The following is a 24,804-nucleotide window of genomic DNA, read 5'->3' on the forward strand; positions in this document are numbered from 1 at the left end:
CCGGCACCGCAGGGTCAGGGCGGCGGCACCGGGCGCAGCGCCCGCACCACCGCCCAGAGGACTGAGATGAACGGCACGGCCACGACAGCGCCGATCACCCCCGCGACGATGCTGCCGGCGATGACGGACACGGCGACGACGAGGGGGTGCAGCCGCACCGCCCAGCTCATCACCAGCGGGTGCAGCACATGCCCCTCCAGCTGGCCGATGACGACGATGAGCACGAGGACGGCGGCGGCCGTGAGCGGGCCGCGCCCGGCCAGCGCCACCACCGTGGCCACGCTGAGCGCGACCGGTGAGCCCACCAGCGGGACGAACGTGGCGAAGAACTCCAGGAGGGTGAGCGGCAGCGCGAGCGGCACCCGCAGGACGAGCAGGGCGATGCCGACGAGGACGGCGTTGGCGGCGGCCACGATGATGATGCCGCGGGTGTAGCCGGCGAAGGTCCGCCAGGCCGCCCGCCCCGCCCGGTCCCAGCCGCTCCGGGCGCCGGCGGGCAGCAGTTCGCGGCTGGTCCAGGCCCACAGCCGCTCGCCGGAGTGGATGAAGAACACCGAGGTGAAGAGTGCGAGCGCGCCGCCGGTGATCAGTTCGACGAGTGTCCCGAAGCCGCTGAGCGCCCTGCTCGCCAGGTTGGAGCGGTGGGACTGGATGTAGTTCACGATCTGCTGCTGGAGATGTGACAGGGCGCCCGGCCCGAGCCGGAAGGGCGGGCGCTGCAGCCAGACCTCGATCCGGTGGATGCCGCCGCGGAACTCCTCGGCCAGCGTCGCCGACTCCTGCGCGACCGCGTTGCCCACCAGGGCCAGCAGACCGAAGAACAGGCAGATGCTGCCGACCAGGCTCACCGCCACGGCCAGCGGCCTGGGGAGCCACCGGGCCAGCAGGTCGGCGAGCGGACGCAGCACCGAGGTGATGACCAGGGCCAGGAACACGGCGACGGCGATCAGCTGGAAGCGGCCGAGGACGACGAAGACGCCGTAGACGACGATGCCGACCACGATGAGCCGCCAGGCGTACGCGGCGGCGATCCGCAGGGCGGGGACGACGATCGCGCTGACGGAGTCGGAGGCGCGCGGGTCTCGGGCGCGTTCCGGGATGCGGATCGCGCGTGCGGTCCGGCTGCCCGGTGCCGCGCCCCGCGCCCGGCGCGCGCGGCCCCGCCCGGCCGCCGGCCCGCCCGCACCCGCCACCGTGCCTCCCGTCGCCGGCGTCCGTCGCCTTCAATGCACGTTAGGTGCATTTCGGGCGGCGGGTGGGGTGCAGTGGGCCAAGGGGGTCAGTGGGCCGCCGCGTCGGTGACGGCGGTGCGGACGGCTCGTTCCACCAGGTTCACGCCGTCGGCCATGGACGTGTTGCCGTTGGAGAGGACCGCGACGAGGTAGTGGTGTCCGCCGGCCGTGATGCGTCCGATGCTGTTGATGTCCCACAGGCCGGTGGTGGTGCGCATGAGCCAGCCGTTCTTCAGCGCCCATCCGGAGTCGGCGGCTGCCGAGACGCCCCAGGACTGGTCAGTGGCGATCTCGGTCATCAGGGTGCCGATACGGCTTCGGGACGCCGCGTCGAGGGGCGTGGGGCCGGTGCCGAAGATCGCGCGCAGCAGTCGTATCTGATCGGCCGCGGTGGTCCGGGTGAGCCCCCAGAGGCCGCCCGGGCCGCCCTGGGTCGAGGTCAGTCCGAGCCGCTTGTTGGCCGACTCCAGGCCGGGGGCCTCGCCGATGGCCCGCCACAGGGCGGTGGCCGCGGTGTTGTCGCTGTCGCGGATCATCACCTCCGCCTGCGCGCTCTCCCGTGCGGTGAGCTCGCGCCGGTGGTCCCGCGCGTGGAGCAGCATGGCGGAGAGGATGTCGACCTTCACGATGCTCGCCGTGTCGTACGGCGTGTCGTCGCCGTAGACGGCGGGTTCCCGGCCTGTGCCGTCCAGGTCGAGGACGGCGGCGGTCACCCGCGCCTCGCCCTGGGCCGCCACGGCGGTGCGGAAGTCGACGGGGCCGGATCCGGTGCCGGCCGCCATGGCCGCCGGAGCGGCTCCGACGAGCAGGGCCACCACCGCGGCCACGAGGGACAGGGTTCGGTTGGGCATGGAGGGAGCCTTCGCAGTTCGGATCGGAGGGACACAGAACTGCGAACGTAGACAAAATGCCCGGATCGCGACGTGACCGCCGCCACGACGAGACCGGTTCGGGGCCGATTGTGAGCAGTCCAACAGAACCGTTTGTGAGCAGCGCAACAGGACTGCTTGCGAGCGGCGCGACAGCGAGGCGCGCGAGGTGGACGTTCCGGTGTACGGAACACGAATTCCGCATGCCTCATCCGCCTCGGTCCGGGGGAAGAATGTGGTCAGAGTGACGGACTGGCCCCTGGGAGGTGCCATGAGCACATCGGCGGAACCGCGGGTGAGCGGTCTGGAGGTCCGGTCCATCGACTACGTGCCGCTGGACGAGCGGCACGGCAAGCTGTGGCATCTGGGCCCGCTGTGGTTCATGTCCAACGCGCAGATCGCCACCCTGGCCGTGGGGCTGATCAGCATCACGGAGGGCGGCAATCTGATCTGGTCGCTGCTGGCGATCGTCGCGGGCACCCTGATCGGCACGTTCTTCATGGCGTTCCACTCGGCGCAGGGGCCGCAGCTGGGACTGCCGCAGATGATCCAGTCCCGCCCGCAGTTCGGCTATGTCGGGGCGCTGCTGGTGTGGCTGTTCGCGTATGTGCAGTACGCGGGCTTCAACGTGTTCAACACCGTCCTGGGCGCTGAAGCCCTCGACACCACGATCCACGGCGGTGTGAAGCTCTGGGTGGTCGTGGTCACCGTCATCGCGCTGGTCGTGGCCCTGGTGGGGTACGACATCATCCACAAGGCCGAGCGGTTCCTGACCTACACGTTCCTGGTCATCTTCGGGATCTTCACCGTCGGCGTCCTGGTCACCCTGCACTACCCGGCGGGCTCCTTCGACCTCGGCGCGTTCAAGGTCACCCCGTTCCTGGCGCAGTTCGGCGTGGTCGCCGGCTACCAGATCAGCTGGGCCATCTACGTCTCGGACTACTCGCGCTACCTGCCGCCGGACGTCACCGTGCGCAAGACGTTCTACTGGACCTACTTCGGCTCGGCGCTCGGCGGCATCTGGCTGATGGTGCTCGGGACGCTGCTGGCCGCCTGGGCGGGCGACAGCTTCGACACGATCCCGTCGATCAACGCCGCCGGCGACAAGGTCTTCGACGGCTTCGGCGCGATCGTCCTGCTGTTCTCCGCACTGGGCCTGATCTCCGTCACCGCACTGAACATGTACGGCGGTTCACTGACCCTGATCAGCGCCATCGACTCGTTCAAACGGGTGCGGCCGACGCTGGGCGTGCGCCTGGTCACCCTTGTGGTGACCGCGGCGCTCTCCCTGATCGGCGCACTGGCGGCGACGACGAACTTCCTGACGAACTTCAACAACTTCCTGCTGCTGGTGCTGTATCTGTTCATCCCGTGGACGTCCGTGAACCTGATGGACTACTACGTGGTCCGCAAGGGTCACTACGCGATCGCCGAGATCTTCAAGCCGAACGGCATCTACGGCCGCTGGGGCTGGCAGGGGATCATCTCGTACCTGGTCGGGTTCGCGGTCATGATCCCGTTCTTCTCGGTCGGCACGCTCTTCGTCGGCCCCGCCGCCAAGGCTCTGGACGGGGCGGACATCTCGCTGTTCATCGGCCTGCCGGTGTCGGCGCTGCTGTACTGGCTGCTGACCCGCTCGATCGACGTCGAGGCGGAGACCCGCATCGCCGAGGCGGAGGCCGCGGCCCTGGAGCAGGCCGCGCACGAACACCGCGAGCCGTAGGACCTGACTGCGGTCCGAGAAGTCGACGTCGACGTCAGTAGGCGGAGTTGACGTTGTCGATGGAGCCGTAGCGGTGGGCGGCGTAGTTGGCGGCCGCGGTGATGTTGGCCACCGGGTCGGTGACGCTGCGGGCGGTGCCGGCCACGTGGTACGCGTTGAAGGTGGGGTCGATGACCTGGAGCAGACCCTTGGAGGGGGTGCCCTTCTGCGCGTTGACGTCCCAGTTGTTCTGGGCGCTCGGGTTGCCGCCGGACTCGCGCATGATGTTGCGCTTGAGGCCCTCGTAGCTGCCGGGGATGCCCTTGGACTTCATGATCTGCAGCGACTGCTTGATCCAGCCGTCGAGGTTGTTCGCGGAGCCGGTACGGCTGCTGTCGCCGGAGGAGGCCGTGACCGCGGTGGAGGTGTGCACCTGCGTCAGTTCGGCGGCCTGTGCGTTCGCCGGCATCAGGGTGAGGGCGGCGGCCGCGGCACCGGTGGTGGCGAGGCCGGTGAGGCCGAGGGTGCGCAGGCGGGCAATGCGGGTGCGAGTGGTCATGGTCATGCGAATGCAACTCTCCGGTCTGGGACGGCGTCGGCGCCGGCCGCGGTGGGCGGCGGCGTTGGGCGGAGCCCGTACTACCGGCGGGAGTGGGTGGGCCCGGCGGGGATCCGCTCGGCCCGTCGCCCGTCTCCCGGCGACGAGAGCAATGGTTAGCGGCCGCCGGAGCGGGGCGCAATGATGTGACGTACTACCCGACTTCGGATTGAATGCCCGAAATGGTGGCGAATAGGTGCCTTATATCCAGTTCAGGGCGTTCCGTTCCTACGATGCCGGATAGGATGTGATGTGGCTCCTATGGGGGGTGTCACGCGTTCAGGGCCCTTCGCGGGGCCCTGGGGATGGGGTGGGCTCGCTCCACAGCTCTCGTACAGGCCGCCGCGAGAGCATCCGCCCATGTCTGACACCTCCACACCGGCGCCGGGCGCGATCCGGGTGCTGATCGTCGACGACGAGCCCGAGCTGACCGAGCTGCTCTCGGTCGCCGTCAGCGCGGCGGGCTGGCAGCCGTTCGTGGCGCGGAACGGATACGGCGCGCTGCGGGCCGCCCGCACCTGCGGACCGCACGCCGTCGTGCTGGACGGCATGCTGCCCGACCTGGACGGGATCCAGGTGCTGCGCCGGCTGCGCCACGAGAACGCCAGGGTGCCGGTGCTGATGCTGACCGCCCGGGACGCGGTGGAGCACCGCCTCGACGGGCTCTCCACCGGCGCCGACGACTATGTGACCAAGCCCTTCTCCCTGGAGGAGGTGATGCTCCGGCTGCGCGGGCTGCTGCGCCGCGCCGGGGCCGGCGAGGGCGCCGCGGAGGAGGGGGTGCGGGTCCTCGGCGACCTGGTGCTGGGCGAGCGGACCCGGGAGGTGCACCGGGGCGGCACGCCGGTCTCGCTCACCGCCAAGGAGTTCGACCTGCTGCGGTTCCTGATGGACCACCCCCGCCAGGTGCTCAGCAAGACGCAGATCCTCGACCACGTGTGGAACAGCTCGTTCGACGGCGGCGGCAACCTGGTGGAGGTGTACGTCTACGGTCTGCGCGCGAAGATCGACAAGGACCGCCGGCCGATGATCCACACCGTGCGCGGCGCCGGGTACGTCATCAGACCGGCGGACGACGAGGCATGACGGTCATCGGGCGGGCCCTCGCCCGTCTCCGCGGGCGCTCGCTGCGGGCCCGGATGGTCCTCGTCCACTCCCTCACCCTGGCCGCCGTCTGCACGGCGATGGCCGTGGCGACCGTGCTCGTCCAGCGCTACTACCTGATCCGGGACCTGGACCAGCGGGTCACCGACGCCGCCGAGCACAGCCAGGGCGGCCGGGAGCACGCGCCGCCCGGGGCGAGCCTCGGCTTCCTCAAGGAGCGCGGCCAGCACACCGGCACCCTCGCCGCCCTCCTGGACGGCGCCGAGATCACCACGGCCGAGGTGGTGACGGACGGCGGCCCGCGTGCCCTGACCGCGGCCCAGTGCGCCGCCCTCGACGGCATCCCGGCCGACGGGAGGCTGCGCACCCGGACCATCCCGGGCCTGGGCGCCTACCGGCTGACGGCCGTCAGCGAAGGGGGCACCGCCATGCTGGCCGGGCTGCCCGTGGGCGGCGTGCGTCAGATGATCGATTCCCTGGTCGTGATCGAGGCCTGCATCGCCGGGGTCGGGCTGGTGCTGGCGGGTTCGGTGTCGGCGGTGGCGGTCCGGCGTCAGCTGCGGCCGCTGCAGCGGGTCGCCGCCACCGCCGTCGAGGTCTCGCACGCACCGCTGGACCGGGGCGAGGTCAGCGGGCTCACCCGGGTACCGGCGCCGGACACCGACCCGGGCACCGAGGTGGGCCAGGTCGGGGTGGCGCTGAACCGGTTGATCGACCACGTGGAGTGGTCCCTGTCCGAACGCCAGCGTGCCGAGGAACACATGCGGCGCTTCCTCGCCGACGCCAGCCACGAGCTGCGCACCCCGCTCGCCTCGATCGCCGGGTACGCCGAGCTGATGCTGATGGGCGTGGACACCCGGAAGATCGAACCGGAGCTGGCCTGGCGCCGGGTCTCCGACCAGTCGGCGCGGATGACGGGCCTGGTCGAGGACCTGCTGCTGCTCGCCCGGCTGGAGGAGGGCAGACCGCTGGAGGCCGCCGAGGTGAACCTGGCGACCCTGGTCGGGGACGCGGTGTGGGACGCCCGGGCGGCGGGGTCGGACCACCACTGGCAGCTGGTGCTGTGCCTCGACACGCCCGCCACCGTGACCGGCGACCCGTCCCGCCTGCACCAGGTGGTGGCCAACCTGCTGGCCAACGCCCGGGTGCACACCCCCGCCGGGACGCGGATCACCGTCACGGTGGCGGCCGCCGGCGGGCACTGCGTGATCCGTGTGCACGACGACGGTCCGGGCATCCCGGCCGACCTCCTGCCGGCGGTCTTCGACCGCTTCACCCGGGGTGACGCCTCCCGCTCCCGCGCCCCCGGGACCGCGGGCGGGGCGGGTCTCGGGCTGGCCATCACGGCCGCGATCGCCCAGGCGCACGGCGGCCGGGTCGAGGTGGACAGCGCGCCCGGCGACACCCGGTTCACCGTCACCCTGCCGCTCGCCGGCACCGCCGCCCCGATGCAGGCGGCCACCACGGCAAGGAACTGATCCGCCGGCGCTGCCCGATGTCACCGCACCGCCGGCAGCCCCTCCCCCGCGGGCTTCCACCGCAGATGGACGCTCTCCCCCGGCTGTCCGGCCCGCAGCAGCGACAGGCGGGGGCGGACGGCGTCGGTGCGTGCGGTGGGGGGTTTGCGGCGGCCGGCCCGGAACTGGGCGGGCCACTCGGCGGCCGCTCCCCGGTACTCCTGCTCGGCGGCCGCGTGCAGGGTCCAGTGCGGGTCGTACAGGTGGGTACGGCCCAGGGCGCACAGGTCGGCGCGGCCGGCGAGGAGGATGGAGTTGACGTCGTCGTAGGAGGCGATGGCGCCGACGGCGATGACGGCCGCCCCGGTGGCGGCGGCGACCTCGTGCCGGATCCGGTCGGCGAACGGGGTCTGGTAGGAGCGGCCGTAGGCGGGCCGCTCGTCCTTGGTGACCTGGCCGGTGGAGACGTCGACGCCGGCCGCGCCGTGGGCGACGAAGGCGCGGGCGATCTCGACCGCGTCGTGCTCGGTGTTGCCGTCCGGCATCCAGTCGGTGGCGGAGATCCGCACGATCACGGGGCGTCCGGCGGGCCAGACCGCGCGGACGGCATCGAAGACCTCCAGGGGGTAGCGCAGCCGGTTCTCCAGCGTTCCGCCGTACGCGTCGGTGCGGTGGTTGGCGATCGGCGACAGGAACGAGGAGAGCAGGTAGCCGTGGGCGCAGTGGAGTTCGAGGAGGTCGAAGCCGGCGTCCGCGCCGCGCCGGGCCGCCGCCGTGAACTCGTCCCTGATCCGGTCCAGGTCGGCCCGGGTGAGCTCGCGGGGTACGGGTGAGCCGGGGCCGTAGGGCAGTGGGGAGGGGCCGACGGTCTCCCAGTTGCCGTCCGGGAGCGGTTCGTCCATGCCCTCCCACATCAGGCGGGTCGAGCCCTTGCGGCCGGAGTGGCCGAGCTGGAGGCCGATGCGGGCGGTGCTGTTGGCGTGCACGAAGTCCACGACGCGGGTCCAGGAGTCGCGTTGGGCGTCGTTCCACAGGCCGGTGCAACCGGGGGTGATCCTGCCCTCGGGCGAGACGCAGACCATCTCCGTCATCACCAGGCCCGCCCCGCCCATGGCCCGCGAGCCGAGGTGGACGAGGTGGAAGTCCCCGGGGACCCCGTCGACGGCGGAGTACATGTCCATCGGGGAGACGATCACCCGGTTCTTCAGCTCCAGTCCGCCGATCCGGAACGGCTGGAACATCGCGGGGGCCCGGCCGCTCAGACCCTGCGCCGCGGCGAAGGCGGTGTCGACGCGGTCGGCGAACTCGGCGTCGCGGGTGCGCAGGTTGTCGTAGGTGATGCGGCGGGAGCGGGTGAGGAGGTTGAAGCAGAACTGGGTGGGTTCCTGGCGCGCGTACATGCCGATGTTCTCGAACCACTCCAGTGAGGCCTGCGCGGCCCGCTGCGTGGACTCCACCACCGGCCGCCGCTCGCTCTCGTACGCGCTCAACGCGCTCTCCGCCTCCGGGTGTTCGTGCAGGCAGGCGGCGAGGGCTAGGGCGTCCTCCATGGCCAGTTTGGTGCCGGAGCCGATGGAGAAGTGGGCGGTGTGGGCGGCGTCGCCGATCAGGACCAGGTTCTCGTGGTGCCACCGCCGGTTGCGCACGGTGGTGAAGTTCAGCCACTTGGAGTTGTTCGCGAACACCTGGTGCCCGTCGAGTTCCGCGGCGAACAGCTCGCGGATCCGGGACACGGCGTGCTCGTCGGAGACGCCCGGCGCGAACGCGGCGTCCTCGGTGGCGTCGAAGCCCGCCCGGCGCCAGACGTCCTCGTGCATCTCCACGATGAACGTCGAGCCGGCGTCGGAGTAGGGGTAGCCGTGGACCTGCATGACCCCCCACTCCGTCTCCTTGACGAAGAACTGGAAGGCCTCGAAGACCCGGTCCGTGCCCAGCCACATGTACTTGCTGTGCCGCCGGTCCAGCGAGGGGCCGAAGACGTCCGAACAGGCGGTGCGCACACCGGAGTTGACGCCGTCCGCGCCGACGACGAGGTCGTACGCGGCGCGCAGCTCGGCCACCTCGGGTGCGAGGGTGCGAAAGCGCAGGGTGACGCCCAGTTCGCGGCAGCGCTCCTGGAGGAGGCGCAGGAGTTCCTTGCGGCTCATCGCGGCGAAGCCCTGGCCGCCGACGGTGTGGCTCTCGCCCCGGTAGTGGATGTCGATGTCCGTCCAGCGGGCGAAGCGGCGGGCCATGGCCTCGGCGAAGACGGTGTCGGCGTTCTCGATGCCACCGAGCGTCTCGTCGGAGAAGACCACGCCGAAGCCGAACGTGTCGTCGGGGGCGTTGCGTTCCCACACGGTGATCTCGTGGGCGGGGTCCAGCTGCTTCATCAATGCCGCGAGGTAGAGCCCGCCCGGGCCACCGCCGATGATCGCGATTTTCACCGGAGTTCCTCTCACTGCTCGGCGACCGGCTCGGCGGCCTGCTCTTGTTCGATGATCCTGCGGAGGGCGAACCGCTGGAGCTTGCCGCTCGTGTTGCGCGGCAGGGTGTCCCGGAAGCGCACGTCCCGCGGGTACTTGTAGGGCGCCAGGATCTGCTTGACGTGGTCCTGGATCTCCTTGGCCTTCGCCGCGTCCCCGGTGACGCCCTCGCGCAGTACCACGAAGGCGCACACGACCGAGCCGCGCTCCGCATCGGGCCGGGCCACGACCGCCGATTCGACGACGTCCGGGTGGGTGTCGACGGCGGCCTCCACCTCGGGGCCGCCGATGTTGTACCCGGAGGAGACGATCATGTTGTCGCTGCGCGCGTGGTAGTGGAAGTAGCCGTCCTCGTCGCGGTGGAAGATGTCTCCGGTGACGTTCCAGCCGTTGACGACGTAGTCCAGCTGCCGCTTGTCGTCGAGATAGCGGCAGCCCACCGGGCCGATGACGCCGAGCCGGCCCGGCTCTCCCGGGCCGAGTTCCTCGCCGTCGAGGCCGAGGATCGTGGCCCGGTAGCCGGGCACCGGCCGGCCCGTCGCGCCGGGCCTGATGTCGTCGCCGGCGGCCGAGATGAAGATGTGCAGCAGCTCGGTCGCGCCGATGCCGTCGATCACCCTCAGCCCGATGCGGTCGCGCAGCTCCTCCCAGGTGCTGAGCGGTATGTGTTCGCCGGCCGACACCCCTGTCCGCAGACTGCCCAGTTGGCGCTCCTTGCCGTCGCGCACGATGGCCTTGTAGGCGGTGGGTGCGGTGGCGAGGACGGTGACGCCGTGCTTCTCCACGAGGTCGGCGAGCTGGAGCGGTGTCGCCGTCTCCGTGAGCAGGGCGCAGGCGCCGGCCCGCAGCGGGAAGACGACGAGCATGCCGAGGCCGAAGGTGAAGGCGAACGGTGCGGTGCAGGCGACCAGGTCGTCCGGCCGCAGCCGCAGGACGTGCCGTCCGAAGGTGTTGTCGATGGACAGGATGTCCCGGTGGAAGTGCATGGTGATCTTCGGAACACCGGTGCTGCCCGAGGTCGGGCCGAGGAGTGCCACGTCGTCGGCGGCGGTGTCGACGTTCGTGAACTCGCCGGACTTCGCGGCGCACCGGGCCACCAGGTCGCCGTCGTCGGTCCCGCCGTACTCGACCGCCCGCAGGCCGGGCAGCGCGGTGCGGAGTTCGTCGGTGAAGCGGTGGTCCACGAGGGCGAGCGCGGGCCCGGTGCGCTCGGCGATCGGGACGATCTCCCGGGCGCGCAGCGCGGCCATCGTGGTGACCACCACCCCGCCGGCCTTCAGGACACCCAGCCAGCAGGCCACCGTCCAGGGGGTGTTGGGCGCGCGCAGCAGCACACGCTGCCCCGGCACCAGGTCAAGGTCCGCGGTGAGCACCTGGGCGACCTGGTTGGCGCGGGTGCGCAGTTCGCCGTACGTCCACACTTCCCCGGCCGGGGTGCGCAGGGCGGGGCGGTCGGGGCCGTGGCGTTCGACGGCCGCGTCGATGAGTTCGCCGGCCGCGTTGAGGCGGTCCGGGTAGGTCAGTTCGGGGGTGGTGAACTCGATGGTGGGCCACAGTCCGGCGGGCGGGAGGTGGTCCCGGGCGAAGGTGTCCAGGTGCGAGGTGGGTGAGAGCGGAAGAGCCAACGCGGGGTTCCTTCCGGGAGCCCGCCGGTGGTGTGCGGCGGGCGGCTCAGGCGGGACGGATCATGCCTTCCTGGACCACGGTGGCCAGGTGGCGGTGGTCGCGGGTGAAGAAGCGGCCGCTGCCCAGTCCGCGGCCCGCGTCGGCGGCCACCGCCTCCTGGGCGTAGAGCAGCCAGTCGTCGACCGGTGCGGGGCGGTGGAACCACATGGCGTGGTCGAGGCTGGCGGTGATCAGGCCGGGGTCGGCCCAGGCCAGGCCGAGGACGCGCAGCACGGGTTCGAGGATGGTGTAGTCGCAGACGTAGGCGAGGGCGGCGAGGTCGCGCTGGGCGTCGGTGAGTCCCTCGACGGGGCGGAGCGCGTCGAACGGCCGTACCCAGACGGCCTGGTGGGGCAGCCGTTCGCCGTCGACGGTGAGGTAGACGGGGCCGGGTACGTGGCGCATGTCGAAGCCGCGGCCGCCGCTCCAGTAGGCCTTGGATTCTGTGGTCATGGTGCCGCCGGTGCGCTCGGCGAGGTACGCGGCCGAACCGGGCAGCGTCTCGGGGCCGGGAACATCCTCGGCGAACTCGGTGTGGAAGGACGAACCCGGCTCCCCCGCCGCGAAGTTGGCGAGGCAGACGTACAGCGCCTTGCCGTTCTGGTAGCCGCGCACCTGGCGGGTGCTGTAGCCGCGGCCGTCGCGCAGTACCTCCACCTCGTAGCGGACCTCGGCGCCGATGTCGGCCGGGCGCAGGAAGTAGCTGTGCATGGAGTGCAGCGTCTTGCCGTCGGTCACCGAGCGCATCGCCGCGGCGGCGGCCTGGGCGACGAGGTCGCCGCCGTAGGCCTTGGGCCAGGGGCAGGGCTGGGTGGTGGCGGTGAAGGCGAGGTCGAAGTGCTCGGTCGGGGCGGGCTTCAGGGTGAGGGCCGCGGTGACGATCGCGGAGGTCGGGGCGGTCTCGCCGGACGGGCCGGTCGGCGCGCCGGTCATCGGTTCAGCCAGTCGCGCAGGTCGGTGTCGGCCACGTCGGGCAGGTTCACCACGATGTTCTCCGGGGTCCGGGTGGTCATCCACACCAGTGGCTTGGTGCGGGAGAGGTTGCACTCGACGTGCGGCATGAACGGCGGGACGAAGACCCAGTCGCCCTCCTCCATGTCGAGGTAGTCCTCGAACTTCTCGCCGAAGTAGATCCGGGCCCGGCCCGACAGGACGTAGCCGCCGGTCTCGGCCTCGCCGTGGTGGTGGGAGACCGAGCGGTAGCCGGGCTCGTTGCTGACCTTGCCGTACCACAGGCGGCGCGCCGGGGTGTGCCGGGCGCTGACGCCCGACACGCGGACGGCGCCGCCCGAGTCGGCGGTGTTGACGTCCTCCTGGCCGGCCCGGGTCACGACCGGGGCGACGAGGCCGCTGGGCAGCCGGTACATCGCGTTGTCGCCCTCAAGCCGGTACTTGCCGAGGTCAGGCTCCATGGAATCGACTCCGTTTCCGTGGGCTCGCCGGGGTCCGGAACCGGACCGCGTGCTCTATCTCGTATTTTTCACGGCCGTCATTTATTGTCAATACGCCCGGCCGTGCGGCCGGAGCCGGACACCACCGAACCGGAGGCCTGATGACTCCCGTCGCCGTGAACCCGCCCGACCTGCCCGCCCCGAGCGGCTACTCGCACGGAACCCTTGCGGGGAACACGCTCCACCTGGGCGGCCAGACCGCACTCGACGCCGATATGAAGATCGTCCCGGGTGGCATCGTCGAGCAGTTCCGCCAGGCGTTCGGCAATGTGCTGACCACGCTGCGCGCGGCCGGAGGCGAGCCGGAGGACCTGGTGAGTGTGACGATCTACCTCACCGACATCCCCGACTACCAGGCCCACGGCAAGGAGATCGGCAGGGTGTGGCGGGAGCTGGCGGGGCCGGTGTACCCGGCGATGGCGGGCATCGGCTGCACCGCGCTGTGGCAGCCGGAGGCGATGATCGAGATCCTCGGCGTGGCCGTGATCCCGGAGGAGCGGCTGATCAGGCCGTAGGCGCCGGGCCGGGGCGCCGGCCGCCGGATGCCGGATGCCGGGCCGCCGGTGCCGTGGCGATCCGGGCAGATGCCGCTGCCGGGTGCCCTAACGGCTGTGTATGACCGCCAGGGCGTGTGCGCGGGCGGGCTCCCGGAGCGTCCTGTCGAGTTCCTCGAAGAGCGCGCCGGCGGTTTCACCCATCCAGCCCGGCGGCAGCAGGGACAGCGGCAGCCCGGGGTCGCGGTAGGGCAGCCGGCGCCACTCGGTGAGCATCGGCAGATAGATCCCGAACGCCTCCCGGGCCGGGATCTCGCCCGCCGCCGCACGCTCGCGCACCGGCAGGTACCGCTCCAGGAAGTCCGCGTAGAGCGCACCGAGCTCGTCGAGGTCCCACCACTCGCGGACCTTCGCCGACAGGTCGCCGAAGGCGAAGTGGTCGCCGGTGAAGATGTCCACGTACGGCGTGAGCCCGAGGCGCTGCAGGGTGCGGCGGGTCTCGTCGGCCAGGATGCCGGGCGCCACCCACACGCCGGGGGCCGCGGTGCCGAAGCCCAGGCGGGTCAGGGCGGTGCGCAGGGCGTGCCGCTTGTCGCGTTCGGACTCGGGCACGGAGAACACCACGACGAGCCAGCCGTCGCCGGCCGCGGCCCGGTTCCGCTCGAAGATGCGCACGTCGCCGTCCTCAAGCACCTCCAGGGTGCCCTCGGAGACGGCGTACCCGGCGGCGCCCTCGTGGCGCTCGCCGCGCAGCACCCCGCGCCGCTTCAGCCGGGAGACCGCCGAGCGCACGGCCTGCCCCTCCACACCGAGGTCGGCCATGAGGCGTATCACGGAGGCGACGGAGAGCCAGTTGTGCTCACGGCGCGCGTACAGCGCGAAGAGGGTGATGATCAGCGGGCCCAGCCGGCTGTCCCGGCCGCCCGCGCCGACGGCGGTCGACGGCTCGACGTGCGCTGTCATGCCCACCCACCTCCGGCGAATGTCACCCTTCTGATCGCGCAGCAGCCTATCGTGCGTACGGGTGCCGCACCGGCGGTGCGGATCGCCGCTGCGGGGTCCGGCCCGCCCGCGTCGTGCTGCGGGTCGCCTCCCGACGGCAGATGGTGGTGGTACGGCACGCACGGCGGCGTCCCGCGCGACCGGCCGGGCGGCGGAGACCAGCCGAGATGACCGGTCCGGCCGAAGGGCGGGAGACTGCGAGGCGCCCGGCCGGGGCATCGTATTCACCTGCGCCACCGTTGTCTCTGGTACGTCTGATACGCCTGATAGCCCTTTGGCCCCAGATATCTCTGGTGCCTTCGTCGTCTCTGTTGGGGAGTCCGACATGACCACACCCCGGGACCTGTTCCTCGTCACCGTGTACGACGCCGCCGCCCGGCCCGTCGAACAGGGCGACCTCTCGCTGGCGCTCGCGGGAGCCGAGCTGGTCGATCTCGTCGACGCCGGGGCGGCCGCGCTCGACGGCGAACTCATCGTGCCCGCGACAGCGGGCGGGACGGGTGACCGGCTGCTCGACGAGGCGGTGGCGGCGCTACGGCGGGAGACGCCGTACGAGTCGGTCGAGGACTGGCTGTGGCGGCGGGGGCGCGGCCTCGGTGCCGCCTATCTCGACGCCCTGGAGGCGGACGGGACGGTCGCCCGGCAGCGGCGGCGCTGGCTGCCGCTGCCGACCGGCCGGACGGAGCCGGCCGACTCGCCCGAGCGGGGCCGGGCGCACGAGCGCTGGGCGTCGGGCGAGCCCGTGCTCGCCGCCCTCGCGGCCGCCGTGGGGATCCAGGGCGAGGCGGCCAAGGACCTGACGGGGGCGGCCCCCGAGGCGACCGTGACGGTGGTGGCCGCGGTGAACGACGCCGTGACGGAGCTCGCCGCGGTACGCCAGCGCCGGGAGATCGAGGACGCGGCCTTCGACAACGTCTGGCGCGGCCTGTGACGGTCGCCGTTCGCGGCTGTCCTGCCCGCCGTCCGGGCGAACGGCACCACCGGGTGGCCGTTCGCCCGCTCCCGACGCCGGCCCTCACTTGAGGCCGCTGAGCATGACGCCCCGGATGTAGTACTTCTGGAGCAGCAGGAAGAGGACCAGGACCGGCAGGACGCTCAGGACCAGGCCGGCCATGACGATGGGCAGCGTGCGGGTCGGGTCGACGTAGTCCTGGAGGAACTGGATGCCGACGGGCAGGGTCATCACGTCCGGGTTGGCGGTCGAGACGAGCAGGGCCCAGATGTACTCGTTCCAGGCGTCGACGAAGGTCAGCAGGCCGAGGGTGACCAGGACCGGCTTGGTCTGCGGGACGACGATCCGCCACCACACGGTGAACTCGCCGGCGCCGTCCATGCGCGCGGCCTCCAGGACCTCGTCCGGGATCGACACCATGAACTGGCGCGTGAGGAAGATCCCGAAGCTGCTGACGAGGAACGGCATGGCGAGCGCCACGATGCTGACGGTCAGTCCCGCGCCGCCGCGCCCGAGCAGGTCGTTGCCGCCCGCCAGCGGCCAGTGCACCAGGATCAGGAAGTGCGGGATGAAGAAGAGGAACGGCGGGAACATCATCGTCGACAGCACGAGGCGGAAGACGAAGTCCCGGCCGGGGAAGCGGAGTTTGGCGAGCGCGTAGCCGGCGAGCGACGACGTGAGCAGCACCGACCCGGTGATCGTGGCCGTCGCGACGACGCTGTTCCGGAAGAGCACCGGAAGGTCGAGCTGGTGGATCGCCGCCCGGTAGTTGGACAGGTCGAACGCCCTGGGCAGGAACCGGTACGGCAGCGTGCCGGCCTCGTCCGGTCCCTTGAAGGACGTCATCAGCATGTCGGCGAACGGCACCACCGTGAGCACCGCACCGGTGACCACCAGCAGATACGACAGCCACGGGAACCGGCGGCGGATCACGCGTCCTCCCCCTTGCGCCGGAAGAGCCACAACTGCACCAGCGTGACCGCGAGGACCACCGCGAACAGCACGAAGGCTGCGGCGCTCGCGGTGCCCCAGTCGCCGTAGGAGAAGGCCTGCCGGTACATCTCAAGGGCGGCCACGTCGGTGGCATCCCCGGGCCCACCCTTGGTCATCACGATGATCAGCGCGAAGGACTGGAGGCCGGTGAGGAACTGGGTGACGCACACGAAGAGCAGGGACGGCCGCAGCAGCGGCAGCGTGATCCGCCAGAAGACGGTCACGGGCCCGGCGCCGTCGAGCGCGGCGGCCTCGTAGTACGACTCGGGGACGGACTTCAGCCCGGCGGTCAGGACGAGGATCGCCGAGCCGACGGAGGCCCAGGCCTGCACGACCACGACCGAGGGCAGCGCGGTGTCCGGGTCCTGGAGGAAGGCCACCGAGCCGAGCCCGACGGCGTTGAGGACACCGTTGACGAGGCCGCCCGGCTGGTACATGTACTTCCAGACGTTGCCGACGGCGACGACGGTCGTGACGATCGGCAGGAAGTACAGGGTGCGCCACAGGCCCTGGAACCGCAGCCTGTCGATGCAGGTGGCGACGAGCACGGAGCCGGCGAGGGCGAGGGCCACCGTGCCCAGGGCGAAGAGCAGCGTGTTGGTGAGGATCGGGGCCAGGAACGTCGAGCCGTCGGCGAACAGGCCGGCGAAGTTGTCCAGGCCGACCGGGTCGATGTCGCCGAGGTCGAACCCGGCCCAGCGGGACGTCGACAGCAGCACCGCGAAGCCGAGCGGCAGGGCGAGGAAGACGGCGTAGAACAGGAGCGTCGGCGCCAGGAAGAGGTAGGCGACGACGGCCTGGCGGCGCCGGCGCCGGGCGCGGACACGGACTCCGAGGCCGGCGGACCTGTCGCGCGCCGCCCGTTCGGTCGACTCCGGTGCCAGGGTGGCGTTCACCATGACCGCGACACCTCCTGGTCGACTTGGCGGCGGGTGGAGCGCAGGGCCTCGTCGACCGTCTGCTGACCGGTCCACAGCGCCTCGATGTTCTTGCGCAGCAGCGACTTGGCCTGCTGCGCGCCGGGCACGTTCGGTTCGGGTACGGCGTAGGCCAGCGCGTCCAGGAACGGGTGCAGGTTCGGGTCGCCGCCGGTGCCGAGGAGCCTGCGCATGTCGTCGGCGCGGCCGGTCAGGGAGCCGACCGACGCCTGGAGAGCGCTCATCCGGGTCGTGCCGCGCACCTTGTCGGCGTTGAGCCAGCGCAGGAACTCCCAGGCCTCGCACGGGTGTTCGCTGGCGGTGTTGACGCCGAGCATGAAGCCGGTGGAGAGCGTGGCCCGTCTGCCGTCCGCCTCGGGGAGCGGCACGGGGGCGACGCCGACCTCCCGGTAGGCGGTTCCCATCAGCGCTTTGAGGTTCGTGGTCCACCAGCCGGCGCTGATCACCATGGCGACCTGTCCGGAGGCGAACGCCTGGTAGACGTTGACGCCGGGGGCGCTCGCGCCCCTGTCGACGAGGCGGCGCTCCAGGTCGAACACGGCGCGGCCGGCCGGCGAGTCGATGGCGGTGCTCCTGCCGTCCGCCGAGACGAACCGCCCGCCTGCGGCGTTGAGCAGGGCGAGGGTCTGGCCGACGGTCGTGGAGTCGTCGAAGGTCGACAGGCCGAACCCCTGGACCAGGGTGTTGCCGTACCGGTCCTGCCGGGCGGTGCGGTACGCGGCCTCCTCCAGCTCCGGCCAGGTGCGCGGCGGGCCGTCGAGGCCGGCCGCGCGCAGCAGCCGCTTGTTGTAGTAGAGGGCGTACGTCTGCATCTCGGTGGGGTAGCCGTAGACCCTGCCCCCGACCGACGAGGAGCCGACTGCGGCGGCGCCGTAGGCACGGCCGATCTCCTCGGCGTGCTCGGGCGGCGCCGGCCGCAGCACGCCGGCCCGGACGAGCTGGCCGTTCCACAGGCAGTACGGGTGCAGGATGTCCGTGCCCTGGCCCGCCGCCTGCCGGACCATGAAGGTGGTCAGCAGGTCGGTGAACTCGACGGCTTTCGTCCGCACCTTGACCCGGTCGTGCAGGGCGTTCCACTCGTCCACCGGACCCTGCAGGGCCTTCTTCAACTCCCCGCTCGCGTAGTGCGAGAGCAGGGTGAGGACGACCGGATCGCCGGGCCGCCCGGTGCCCTGGTGCGGTGCGGCGCAGCCGGCGGCGAGCAGCGCCGAGGGCAGCGCGAGCGCGAAGTGACGCCGGCTCAGTGACGGTGTCACCGGGCGGCCTCCCTGCGCATCACCTTGAACACCCGGGTCGTGGTGAAGCCGCTCTTGCGGTACAGGTGGCCCGCCGGGGACTGCGCGCCGGTCCACAGGAACCACGCGGAGTGCGCGCGGAGCGCCCGCATCCGCTCCAGGACCAGATGGAGCAGGACCTCGCCGAGTCCGGTGCCGCGCATCTCCTCCAGCACGCCGATCGGGCCGAACCGCTCGTCCACCGAGTCGAACGCGCCGTGCATCGCCCAGCCGACCATGCGGCCCCCGGGATCGCGGACCACGACGATCCGGTCGAGCGGCGTCCCCGCGGTCAGGCACGCCCGGATCGTGCCTGCCCAGTCCGGCCCGAAGTGGCCCCCGGCGAGGGCGAGAAGGTCCACCAGGTCGTCGTCGGCCGGGGTGGCGAACCGGTAGCCCCGCGCGGTCAGTTCGGCCACCCGGAGCGCGATGTCGTCCGGGAGGCGGTAGCCGACCAGGACTCGGTCCATCGCGGCCGCCTCGTACAGGGTGCGAAAGCCCAGGGAGTCGAGGAGCCCGGCCGCCTCCGGGTAGGCCTCGGCGTCCAGGCCGGGGAAGACGTAGTTCGGGGTGTACGAGGAGAAGTCCACCCGGGTACGGCCGTGGCCGTGCAGCCAGTCGAGGGCCTCGGTGAGCAGCCGGCGGCCGAGGCCGCGCCCGCGGGCGTCCGGGTCGACGAAGAAGAACGGGATCCAGCCCTGCTCCGGCTCCAGGTCGGTGCCGGCCATCGGGGTCAGCCGGCGCACCGCGTAGGCGGCGCCGACGACCCGCTCGCCGTCCACGGCGATCCGCAGCCCCTCCGGGTCGAAGTTGGGGTCGAGCAGGACCAGGGAGCGGAAGCGGTCCGGGGTGATGGGGTCGGCCGGCGCGCTCCGCCGCCACGCGGCCACGATCCGCGGCCCGTCGCCCGCGCGGAAGCCGCGGATCCCGGCCCGGTTCGTCGTCGTGAGAGTCGTGAGATCGGTCATCGACGGGTTGTCCTTCCGAGCGGAGCGGCGGGTCTCAGGGGGGTGGAGCAGCGGGCCTCAGGGGTAGAGCAGCGCGTCGTCGCCGGCCCATCGGGCGGGCGGGGACGGCGGATCGCACAGCGGCAGCGGGTCCTCGCCCGCGTCGACGGCGCGCCGCAGCCGGTCGGACCCCCACAGCAGGTCGACGAAGTGCCGGTGTCCGGTCCCCTCGGCGCCGCCGTCCGTGGTGTGCCAGGCGAAGTCGTCCGGGTACAGCCGCCGCAGCACGGCGAGCATCGCGACGGCGGTGCGCACGGGCGCGAACGCCGTGCGGTCGGTGATGTGCAGCTGGACCCCGCGCAGGGGACGTCCGGCGTGTTTGTGGACGGCCGGTACGAACCGCAGGTCGCGGAAGTGCACCCCGGGCAGGCCGAGTTCGGCGAGCGCGGGCGCGAACCGGGCGTCGAGGTAGGGGGCTCCGACGATCTCGAAGGGCTGGGTGGTGCCCCGGCCCTCCGAGAGGTTCGTGCCCTCGAAGAGGCAGGTGCCGGGGTACACGGTGGCGGTGGCGGGCGTCGGGATGTTCGGCGAGGGCGCGATCCAGGGCAGCCCGGTGGCGTGGGCGTCCATGGCGCGCCGCCAGCCGAGGGCCTCGATCACCGTCAGGTCGGCTGCGCGGCCTGCCGCCCGGGGCACGGCCGAGGCGTTCAGCCACCGGGCGAGTTCGCCGCAGGTCAGGCCGTGCCTCAGGGGGACGGGGGCACGCCCGACGAAGCTGGCCCACGCCGGTTCGAGCAGCGGGCCCTCGCTGACGAGTCCGCCGAGCGGGTTGGGGCGGTCCGCGACCACGAACCGGATTCCGGTGCGGGCCGCCGAGACCATCAGGTCGAACATGGTCCACACGTAGGTGTAGCACCGGGCACCGATGTCCTGGAGGTCGTGGACCAGGGCGTCGACGCCGCTGTCGATCAGCAGCTTGTCGAGTCGCTCGCCGTCGCAGCGGTAGGTGTCGTGCACCGGCAGGCCCGTGTCGGGGTCCGTCCGGGCGGTCTCGCTCTCGCCGGCCTGGCCGGTCCCGTGCAGCCCGTGTTCGGGACCGAACAGGGCGACCAGCGGCGCGCCGGCCGCGAGCAGCGCGGGTGCGGCCGGACGCAGGTCGGAGAGGACTCCGGTGTGGTTGGTCACCAGCCCGAAGCGGCCGGGCCCGGCGAGTCCGGGTGCCGCGTGCAGTCGTGCGATCCCGGTCGTCACCGCGACGCGGTCGTCCGTGCTCATTCCCTGCTCCGTCTGCCGGTGACACCTCTTCCACGCAACGGTCAGGAATTTACTCTTATGTCCCATAATTCCGGCAGTGAATCGCCGACGGCTCATGCGCCCCCTGCGTCACCCGCCCACGCGTGTCCACCATCTGATCAACTGCCTTCACCGTTCCCTCACTTGCCTCCTAAGCTGCGCATCAGGGGTCAAGCGCCCCCCACGGGGAGGGAACACGCACATGGGCAGATCTGCCATGCCGTCGGGCCGCCTGCGCGCCACGGCCACCGCACTCGTCACCGTCTCGCTGGCCCTCGGGGGCACTGCGCTGCCGGCCGCCGCCACGGACCTGAGCACGGTGCCGCCGTGGAACACCGCCGTCCCGCTGTCCGCCGCCTACAGCGTGCCGCAGGACGTCGTCGTCCGTCCCGACGGCGGCGCCGTGGCCGCCTGGACCGACGGCAGCCAGACGCTGTACACCGCCACACGCGCCGCCGGCACCGACACCTGGAGCGCGCCGGTCCGGTTCAGCGGCACGGCCATCTCCGAGGCACGGCTGGTGACGCGGACCGACGGAACGGTCGCCGTGCTGTGGGTCGACAACGGCTACCGGCTGCTCGGCTCGGTGCTGACCGCCGGCACCTGGTCGTCGCCCCATGAACTGTTCGACGGCGACAACAAGCTGACCTTGTCCCAGATCGATGTCGCGCAGGGCCCGAACGGCCAGGTCGCCGCCGTCTGGACCGCCACCCCGTACACCTACTCGGACTCCTCCGAGGTGTATGCCGCCACCCTCGGCACCGACGGCACCTGGGCCGCCGCGGAACAGGTCAGCGACGCGGCCAGGCACGCCGGCGCCTACGGCGACGTCGACGCCACGAACCCCCAGATCGCGGTCGACGCGTACGGCGGACTCGTCGTGGCGTACGCGATGGAGGACGAGTCGTACAAGACGGCCTACGCGATGACCACCGCCCGGCCGTACGGCGGCACCTGGCAGACCCCGGCCCAGCTGAGCAGCAATCCGCTCGCCGACTCCGCCCATCCGGCCCTGGCCACCGACGCGTCCGGCTCGATCGACCTGCTGTGGCGGTTCGGAACGGCCACGGCCCAGACCTTGGAGCTGGTACGCCGCCAGGACGCGGGTTCCGCGTGGGGGGCCGCGACCGCCCTCGTGAGCGGTGTCGGTGCCGAGGGGGATCCCGAGCCGCTGGTCACTCCGAACGGAAACGCGACCGTCGTCTGGGCCGACCCGGCGGCGGGCGCGGTGCGCACCGTGACCCGCTACGCCGACTCGACGTGGACGGCCTCCTCCACCCTCTCCACCGGCCCCGTCTCCGACGCCTACGAGGTCCGGACCGCCATGGCGGCGGACGGGTCGGTCCACGCCCTGTGGCGCGAGAACGGCGCGAGTGCTTCCGCCAAGCGGCTGATGGAGGCCACACTCGACGGCGAGAGGAACATCTGGACGGCCGCCCGCACGGTCCAGGGCCCGCTCACCGCCATCAACCACGCCCGCATCGCGGCCGGTTCGCTCACCGACGCCACCGCGGTGTGGACCGGGTCGGCCGGCCTCTCGGGATCCCGCACCACGTTCCCGAGACTCGCGGTCGGCTCGTCGTCCGTGCCCGCGACGGTGAACTTCCGGAACACCTCGTCCTGGGAGCCGAAGTGGGAGCTCAACGGCCCGGTCACCGCGTGGCAGGTCACCCTCACCGATCCGGTCGGCCGCACCGTGCGCACCCTCACCGGCACCGCCGGCAGCAGCACGGTCGCGACCTCCTGGAACGGCCGCACCACGTCCGGCGCCCGGGCCGTCAACGGCGACCTGACCTGGACCCTGACCGCCACCCAGCCGGGCTACTCGGGCACGGCCGCCGTGGCGAGCGGCGTCCTGAAGGTGACCGGCTCGGTCCCCGCCTTCCATGACTACGGCGACGGCTCCGGCGCTCTCCCCGACGGCGCCGGCGACCTGCTGACCCTCGACGGCGGCGGCCGGATCTGGCTCCACTACGGCACGTTGAACTACGTGTGGCAGATGGGCAGCGGCTGGCCCACCACCATCCGGCCGGTGGCCCTCGGCGACCTGAGCGGCGACGGCTGCAACGACGTCCTCGTCAGGCTGAGCAGCGGTGCGGCGCGCCTCTACAAGCCGGCCTGCGGCGGCACGCTGAAGCCGACGACGTCGTACACCACCCTGGCCACCGGCGGCTGGAACCAGTACGACGTCCTCACCTCCCCGGGCGACCTCACGAAGGACGGCCGCCCGGACCTGATCGCCCGCAACGCGGCCACCGGCGCCGTCTACCTCTGCAAGGGCACCAGTGCCGGCAAGCTGTCGGCGCGCGTGAAGCTGTTCGCGAACTGGAAGACCTACAAGAAGGTCGTCGGCGCCGGGGACCTCAACGGCGACGGCATCGGCGACCTGCTGGCCCAGGACAAGTCGAACAACCTGTACCGCTACTACGGCAAGGGCGACGGCACCTTCTCCGCGCGCGTGAAGATCGCCGCCAACTGGGGCGCCTCGTACAACGTGGTCCTCGGGGCCGGCGACGTCACCGGGGACGGCAAGGCCGACCTGGTCGCCCGGGACACGGCGTACCGTCTCTACCGGCAGAACGGCACCGGGAAGGGCACGTTCGGCACCCGGGTGCTGGTCAACGACGGTGGTTTCGGCTACAAGGCGCTGTTCTGAGCCGCCTTCCGGTCCCCTAGCGGAACAGCAGCGGGACCAGTGCCGGGATCGCTGGGGCGAGCAGGTAGAGGAAGATGCCGGTCGTGGCCTTTCGGGTCGTGACCGGCAGCACCGGCTTCGACCAGACCTGCGCTATCGCCGCGTTGCGCGTGTCGCCCGGGGGTTCGTGGTCGTACAGGTACCGCACGTGGTCCTTCTTCACGGTCAGCGCGGAGTGGTAGCCGATCGAGGACGGGTACACGATCACGAGCATGTCGACCAGCATCACGACCAGCACGATGAAGACCATCCACGGCCGCGCCGGCAGCCAGACCATGAAGAGGACCAGCAGGCCGATCATGTGGGCGAGGGCAGAGCCGTAGGTCCACAGGATGAACTGGCGCAGCGGGCGCAGTCCCTGGAAGCCGTCGCTGTCGTACCTCATGTTCGGGGTCACCCCGAAACCGAGCAGGTCGGACCGGTACAGGTAGACGGTGAAGACGACGCCCATGACGAGCTGTTTCGACAGGACGTAGAAGGCATGGGTGCCGGCCGCGCACAGGGCGACCGCCAGCTCCGGGTGCCGGTGCCAGTTGCCCCACCAGCCGTCGTACACCGCGGTCCGCCAGGCCGTGTCGGAGACGTCCGTGGGGTTCCAGGTCTCCATCAGGCCGTAGGAGTCGACGTAGCGGTACAGCAGGAACGTTCCGCACGCCATGGCCAGCAGAAGGGCCAGGGACACCCACCGGCGGCCCAGCCACCGGAACCACCGGTTGGTCTTCCGTACCAGGTCGTTGAGGCGCCGGACCTCCTCGTCGAGCAGCTTCTCGGTTCCTCCGTTGCGCTCGTTCATCTGCACGAAGGCGGCGATGGCCTGGACCTGCTGGCAGCAGAAGACGGGGGTGACGAAGACGACCGCCAGGATGACGAGACCGGCCGGGTCCTGGAGCAACGCCAGGCTGGCGCAGCCCAGTTCGGCGTGGCCGGTGAAGAGGTAGTCCAGGGCCCACCGCCGGCCGTCCCCGGACGACGGCCCGAGCGCTCCGGCGGCCTCGGCCAGGCCCAGCAGGGTGCCGCAGGAGCCCAGGCTGATCAGCAGGATCTTGGTCTTGGCGGTGAGGGACCAGGTCCGCTCGTCGTCCGGCGCCCGGACGCTCCGGCGCCGGACCGCACGCAGTCTGCCCGAAAGGCGCAGGGCCAGGCGGATCCCGGCGGGCGCGGACTCCCGGAAGACGCCCCCGATCCGCTGCGGTTCCAAGGGTTCCAACCGCGCCATCCCCCGCCCCCCAAGGTGAAACGCGCAACAACACCTTTATAACCATCGCCCCGTCCGCTGCCCAGTGCGCGGGAGCGCCCGTTCGGGGCACCGATTGCCCCGATGGTGTGACGACACCGGCCATGCCGACTCCCGTGCGCGTCAATGACGTTGGAACAGGCATGGGCCTCAGCGACACTCCCTCCTTCGCCCAACTGTCCGACGCCTACTGGCTGGACAGTCCCCACCTGGGCGGACACGTCCCCGACCCGGCACCCCCGGCGCCGGCGCCGGGCTCCGCGTGGCGGACGGCGATGGTCGGGCTCTCGGCCCTCACCGTCGCGGTCGCCCTGGTGGTGGCCTTCGTGTGAGCCCCCCGGCAGCCACGACGGGATCACGGTCGACGGCGCCCCGCACGCCGTGCTCCCGGCCCCCGGGCCGTCGCACTCGGCCACCCCGCCCTCCCTGCGCCGGTTCG

Annotated in this window: 21 protein-coding genes; 7 read left to right on the forward strand and 14 right to left on the reverse strand. The window is 71.8% G+C overall.

Annotated elements, in window-relative coordinates; translation table 11 throughout:
- Nucleotides 1-14: 14 nt before the first annotated feature.
- Entirely contained in the window at nt 15-1,193 is a 1,179-nt protein-coding gene (locus tag SSP29_RS22385) for an AI-2E family transporter (protein WP_150134687.1), read from the reverse strand.
- A gap of 86 nt (nt 1,194-1,279) precedes the next feature.
- The gene (locus SSP29_RS22390; protein ID WP_089102535.1) at nt 1,280-2,083 is read right to left on the reverse strand and encodes a serine hydrolase; all 804 of its coding nucleotides are present in this window, start codon (nt 2,081-2,083) and stop codon (nt 1,280-1,282) included.
- Between the two features lie 289 nt (nt 2,084-2,372).
- Between SSP29_RS22390 and SSP29_RS22395 the strand changes: the two genes are divergently transcribed.
- A complete protein-coding gene (locus SSP29_RS22395; RefSeq protein ID WP_150134689.1) occupies nt 2,373-3,824 on the forward strand; it encodes a purine-cytosine permease family protein in 1,452 nt (483 codons plus the stop codon).
- Between the two features lie 34 nt (nt 3,825-3,858).
- On the opposite strand, the gene SSP29_RS22400 is transcribed toward SSP29_RS22395, so the two are convergent.
- On the reverse strand, nt 3,859-4,368 hold the full coding sequence (locus tag SSP29_RS22400) for a transglycosylase SLT domain-containing protein (RefSeq protein WP_089102537.1): 510 nt from the start codon (nt 4,366-4,368) through the stop codon (nt 3,859-3,861).
- Nucleotides 4,369-4,761: 393 nt separating this feature from the next.
- On the opposite strand from SSP29_RS22400, the gene SSP29_RS22405 reads away from it, so the two are divergent.
- Nucleotides 4,762-5,487: a response regulator transcription factor gene (locus tag SSP29_RS22405; protein WP_089102538.1), complete on the forward strand. Its 726-nt coding sequence runs from the start codon at nt 4,762-4,764 to the stop codon at nt 5,485-5,487.
- The gene (locus tag SSP29_RS22410) at nt 5,484-6,983 is read left to right on the forward strand and encodes a sensor histidine kinase (protein ID WP_089102539.1); all 1,500 of its coding nucleotides are present in this window, start codon (nt 5,484-5,486) and stop codon (nt 6,981-6,983) included. The genes SSP29_RS22405 and SSP29_RS22410 overlap by 4 nt, the downstream gene beginning before the upstream one ends.
- A 20-nt stretch (nt 6,984-7,003) precedes the next feature.
- Here SSP29_RS22410 and SSP29_RS22415 read toward each other — a convergent pair whose 3' ends face one another.
- Genes SSP29_RS22415 through SSP29_RS22430 form a run of 4 tightly spaced genes read right to left on the reverse strand, consistent with a single transcriptional unit; the run spans nt 7,004 to nt 12,504 of the window.
- Nucleotides 7,004-9,388 (reverse strand): bifunctional salicylyl-CoA 5-hydroxylase/oxidoreductase, encoded by a 2,385-nt coding sequence (locus SSP29_RS22415; protein WP_089102540.1) that lies wholly within the window; start codon nt 9,386-9,388, stop codon nt 7,004-7,006.
- Between the two features lie 11 nt (nt 9,389-9,399).
- Entirely contained in the window at nt 9,400-11,052 is a 1,653-nt protein-coding gene (locus tag SSP29_RS22420; protein WP_089102541.1) for an AMP-binding protein, read from the reverse strand.
- 46 nt (nt 11,053-11,098) lie between these two features.
- The gene (locus SSP29_RS22425; RefSeq protein WP_089102542.1) at nt 11,099-12,025 is read right to left on the reverse strand and encodes an acyl-CoA thioesterase; all 927 of its coding nucleotides are present in this window, start codon (nt 12,023-12,025) and stop codon (nt 11,099-11,101) included.
- Nucleotides 12,022-12,504, reverse strand: coding sequence for a cupin domain-containing protein (locus SSP29_RS22430; RefSeq protein WP_089102543.1), 483 nt, complete (start codon nt 12,502-12,504; stop codon nt 12,022-12,024). The genes SSP29_RS22425 and SSP29_RS22430 overlap by 4 nt, the downstream gene beginning before the upstream one ends.
- Nucleotides 12,505-12,644: 140 nt before the next feature.
- On the opposite strand from SSP29_RS22430, the gene SSP29_RS22435 reads away from it, so the two are divergent.
- Nucleotides 12,645-13,058 carry a RidA family protein gene (locus SSP29_RS22435; protein ID WP_089102544.1) on the forward strand — a complete coding sequence of 138 codons (414 nt, stop codon included), beginning with the start codon at nt 12,645-12,647 and terminating at the stop codon, nt 13,056-13,058.
- A gap of 87 nt (nt 13,059-13,145) precedes the next feature.
- On the opposite strand, the gene SSP29_RS22440 is transcribed toward SSP29_RS22435, so the two are convergent.
- Nucleotides 13,146-14,000, reverse strand: coding sequence for a PaaX family transcriptional regulator (locus SSP29_RS22440; RefSeq protein ID WP_089102545.1), 855 nt, complete (start codon nt 13,998-14,000; stop codon nt 13,146-13,148).
- Between the two features lie 364 nt (nt 14,001-14,364).
- On the opposite strand from SSP29_RS22440, the gene SSP29_RS22445 reads away from it, so the two are divergent.
- Nucleotides 14,365-14,970: a GOLPH3/VPS74 family protein gene (locus tag SSP29_RS22445; RefSeq protein ID WP_089102546.1), complete on the forward strand. Its 606-nt coding sequence runs from the start codon at nt 14,365-14,367 to the stop codon at nt 14,968-14,970.
- Nucleotides 14,971-15,054: 84 nt separating this feature from the next.
- Here SSP29_RS22445 and SSP29_RS22450 read toward each other — a convergent pair whose 3' ends face one another.
- From SSP29_RS22450 to SSP29_RS22470, 5 genes are read right to left on the reverse strand one after another with little or no spacing between them, the layout of a single operon-like run.
- On the reverse strand, nt 15,055-15,924 hold the full coding sequence (locus SSP29_RS22450) for a carbohydrate ABC transporter permease (RefSeq protein WP_089102547.1): 870 nt from the start codon (nt 15,922-15,924) through the stop codon (nt 15,055-15,057).
- The gene (locus SSP29_RS22455) at nt 15,921-16,883 is read right to left on the reverse strand and encodes a carbohydrate ABC transporter permease (protein WP_089102548.1); all 963 of its coding nucleotides are present in this window, start codon (nt 16,881-16,883) and stop codon (nt 15,921-15,923) included. The genes SSP29_RS22450 and SSP29_RS22455 overlap by 4 nt, the downstream gene beginning before the upstream one ends.
- Nucleotides 16,877-18,178, reverse strand: a complete 1,302-nt coding sequence (locus tag SSP29_RS22460; RefSeq protein WP_245883172.1) for an ABC transporter substrate-binding protein — start codon at nt 18,176-18,178, stop codon at nt 16,877-16,879. The genes SSP29_RS22455 and SSP29_RS22460 overlap by 7 nt, the downstream gene beginning before the upstream one ends.
- A complete protein-coding gene (locus SSP29_RS22465) occupies nt 18,175-19,164 on the reverse strand; it encodes a GNAT family N-acetyltransferase (protein ID WP_089102549.1) in 990 nt (329 codons plus the stop codon). The genes SSP29_RS22460 and SSP29_RS22465 overlap by 4 nt, the downstream gene beginning before the upstream one ends.
- 57 nt (nt 19,165-19,221) lie before the next feature.
- Nucleotides 19,222-20,418 carry an exo-beta-N-acetylmuramidase NamZ family protein gene (locus tag SSP29_RS22470; protein WP_089102550.1) on the reverse strand — a complete coding sequence of 399 codons (1,197 nt, stop codon included), beginning with the start codon at nt 20,416-20,418 and terminating at the stop codon, nt 19,222-19,224.
- A gap of 220 nt (nt 20,419-20,638) precedes the next feature.
- Here SSP29_RS22470 and SSP29_RS59105 point away from each other — a divergent pair, with 220 nt between their 5' ends.
- Complete coding sequence (locus tag SSP29_RS59105; protein ID WP_145968944.1) at nt 20,639-23,092, forward strand: FG-GAP-like repeat-containing protein; 2,454 nt, start codon at nt 20,639-20,641, stop codon at nt 23,090-23,092.
- A 16-nt stretch (nt 23,093-23,108) separates the two neighbouring features.
- Here the strand turns inward: SSP29_RS59105 and SSP29_RS22480 are convergent, their stop codons facing one another.
- Nucleotides 23,109-24,347, reverse strand: coding sequence for a hypothetical protein (locus tag SSP29_RS22480; protein WP_089102552.1), 1,239 nt, complete (start codon nt 24,345-24,347; stop codon nt 23,109-23,111).
- Nucleotides 24,348-24,508: 161 nt separating this feature from the next.
- Here SSP29_RS22480 and SSP29_RS22485 point away from each other — a divergent pair, with 161 nt between their 5' ends.
- Nucleotides 24,509-24,697, forward strand: a complete 189-nt coding sequence (locus SSP29_RS22485) for a hypothetical protein (RefSeq protein ID WP_089102553.1) — start codon at nt 24,509-24,511, stop codon at nt 24,695-24,697.
- Nucleotides 24,698-24,804 lie beyond the last annotated feature (107 nt).

It is taken from the genome of Streptomyces hyaluromycini (assembly GCF_002217755.1).
In the GTDB taxonomy this organism is placed as follows: Bacteria; Actinomycetota; Actinomycetes; order Streptomycetales; family Streptomycetaceae; genus Streptomyces; species Streptomyces hyaluromycini.

What these genes read in the sequence shown, in the direction of transcription:
- SSP29_RS22455 (WP_089102548.1), bottom strand. Translation starts at nt 16,883, where the DNA reads ATGGTGAACGCCACCCTGGCACCGGAGTCGACCGAACGGGCGGCGCGC.
- SSP29_RS22400 (WP_089102537.1), bottom strand. Translation starts at nt 4,368, where the DNA reads ATGACCATGACCACTCGCACCCGCATTGCCCGCCTGCGCACCCTCGGC.
- SSP29_RS22405 (WP_089102538.1), top strand. Translation starts at nt 4,762, where the DNA reads ATGTCTGACACCTCCACACCGGCGCCGGGCGCGATCCGGGTGCTGATC.
- SSP29_RS22395 (WP_150134689.1), top strand. Translation starts at nt 2,373, where the DNA reads ATGAGCACATCGGCGGAACCGCGGGTGAGCGGTCTGGAGGTCCGGTCC.
- SSP29_RS22425 (WP_089102542.1), bottom strand. Translation starts at nt 12,025, where the DNA reads ATGACCGGCGCGCCGACCGGCCCGTCCGGCGAGACCGCCCCGACCTCC.
- SSP29_RS22435 (WP_089102544.1), top strand. Translation starts at nt 12,645, where the DNA reads ATGACTCCCGTCGCCGTGAACCCGCCCGACCTGCCCGCCCCGAGCGGC.
- SSP29_RS22440 (WP_089102545.1), bottom strand. Translation starts at nt 14,000, where the DNA reads ATGACAGCGCACGTCGAGCCGTCGACCGCCGTCGGCGCGGGCGGCCGG.
- SSP29_RS22470 (WP_089102550.1), bottom strand. Translation starts at nt 20,418, where the DNA reads ATGAGCACGGACGACCGCGTCGCGGTGACGACCGGGATCGCACGACTG.
- SSP29_RS22465 (WP_089102549.1), bottom strand. Translation starts at nt 19,164, where the DNA reads ATGACCGATCTCACGACTCTCACGACGACGAACCGGGCCGGGATCCGC.
- SSP29_RS22430 (WP_089102543.1), bottom strand. Translation starts at nt 12,504, where the DNA reads ATGGAGCCTGACCTCGGCAAGTACCGGCTTGAGGGCGACAACGCGATG.
- SSP29_RS22390 (WP_089102535.1), bottom strand. Translation starts at nt 2,083, where the DNA reads ATGCCCAACCGAACCCTGTCCCTCGTGGCCGCGGTGGTGGCCCTGCTC.
- SSP29_RS22480 (WP_089102552.1), bottom strand. Translation starts at nt 24,347, where the DNA reads ATGGCGCGGTTGGAACCCTTGGAACCGCAGCGGATCGGGGGCGTCTTC.
- SSP29_RS22445 (WP_089102546.1), top strand. Translation starts at nt 14,365, where the DNA reads ATGACCACACCCCGGGACCTGTTCCTCGTCACCGTGTACGACGCCGCC.
- SSP29_RS22485 (WP_089102553.1), top strand. Translation starts at nt 24,509, where the DNA reads ATGGGCCTCAGCGACACTCCCTCCTTCGCCCAACTGTCCGACGCCTAC.
- SSP29_RS59105 (WP_145968944.1), top strand. Translation starts at nt 20,639, where the DNA reads ATGGGCAGATCTGCCATGCCGTCGGGCCGCCTGCGCGCCACGGCCACC.
- SSP29_RS22410 (WP_089102539.1), top strand. Translation starts at nt 5,484, where the DNA reads ATGACGGTCATCGGGCGGGCCCTCGCCCGTCTCCGCGGGCGCTCGCTG.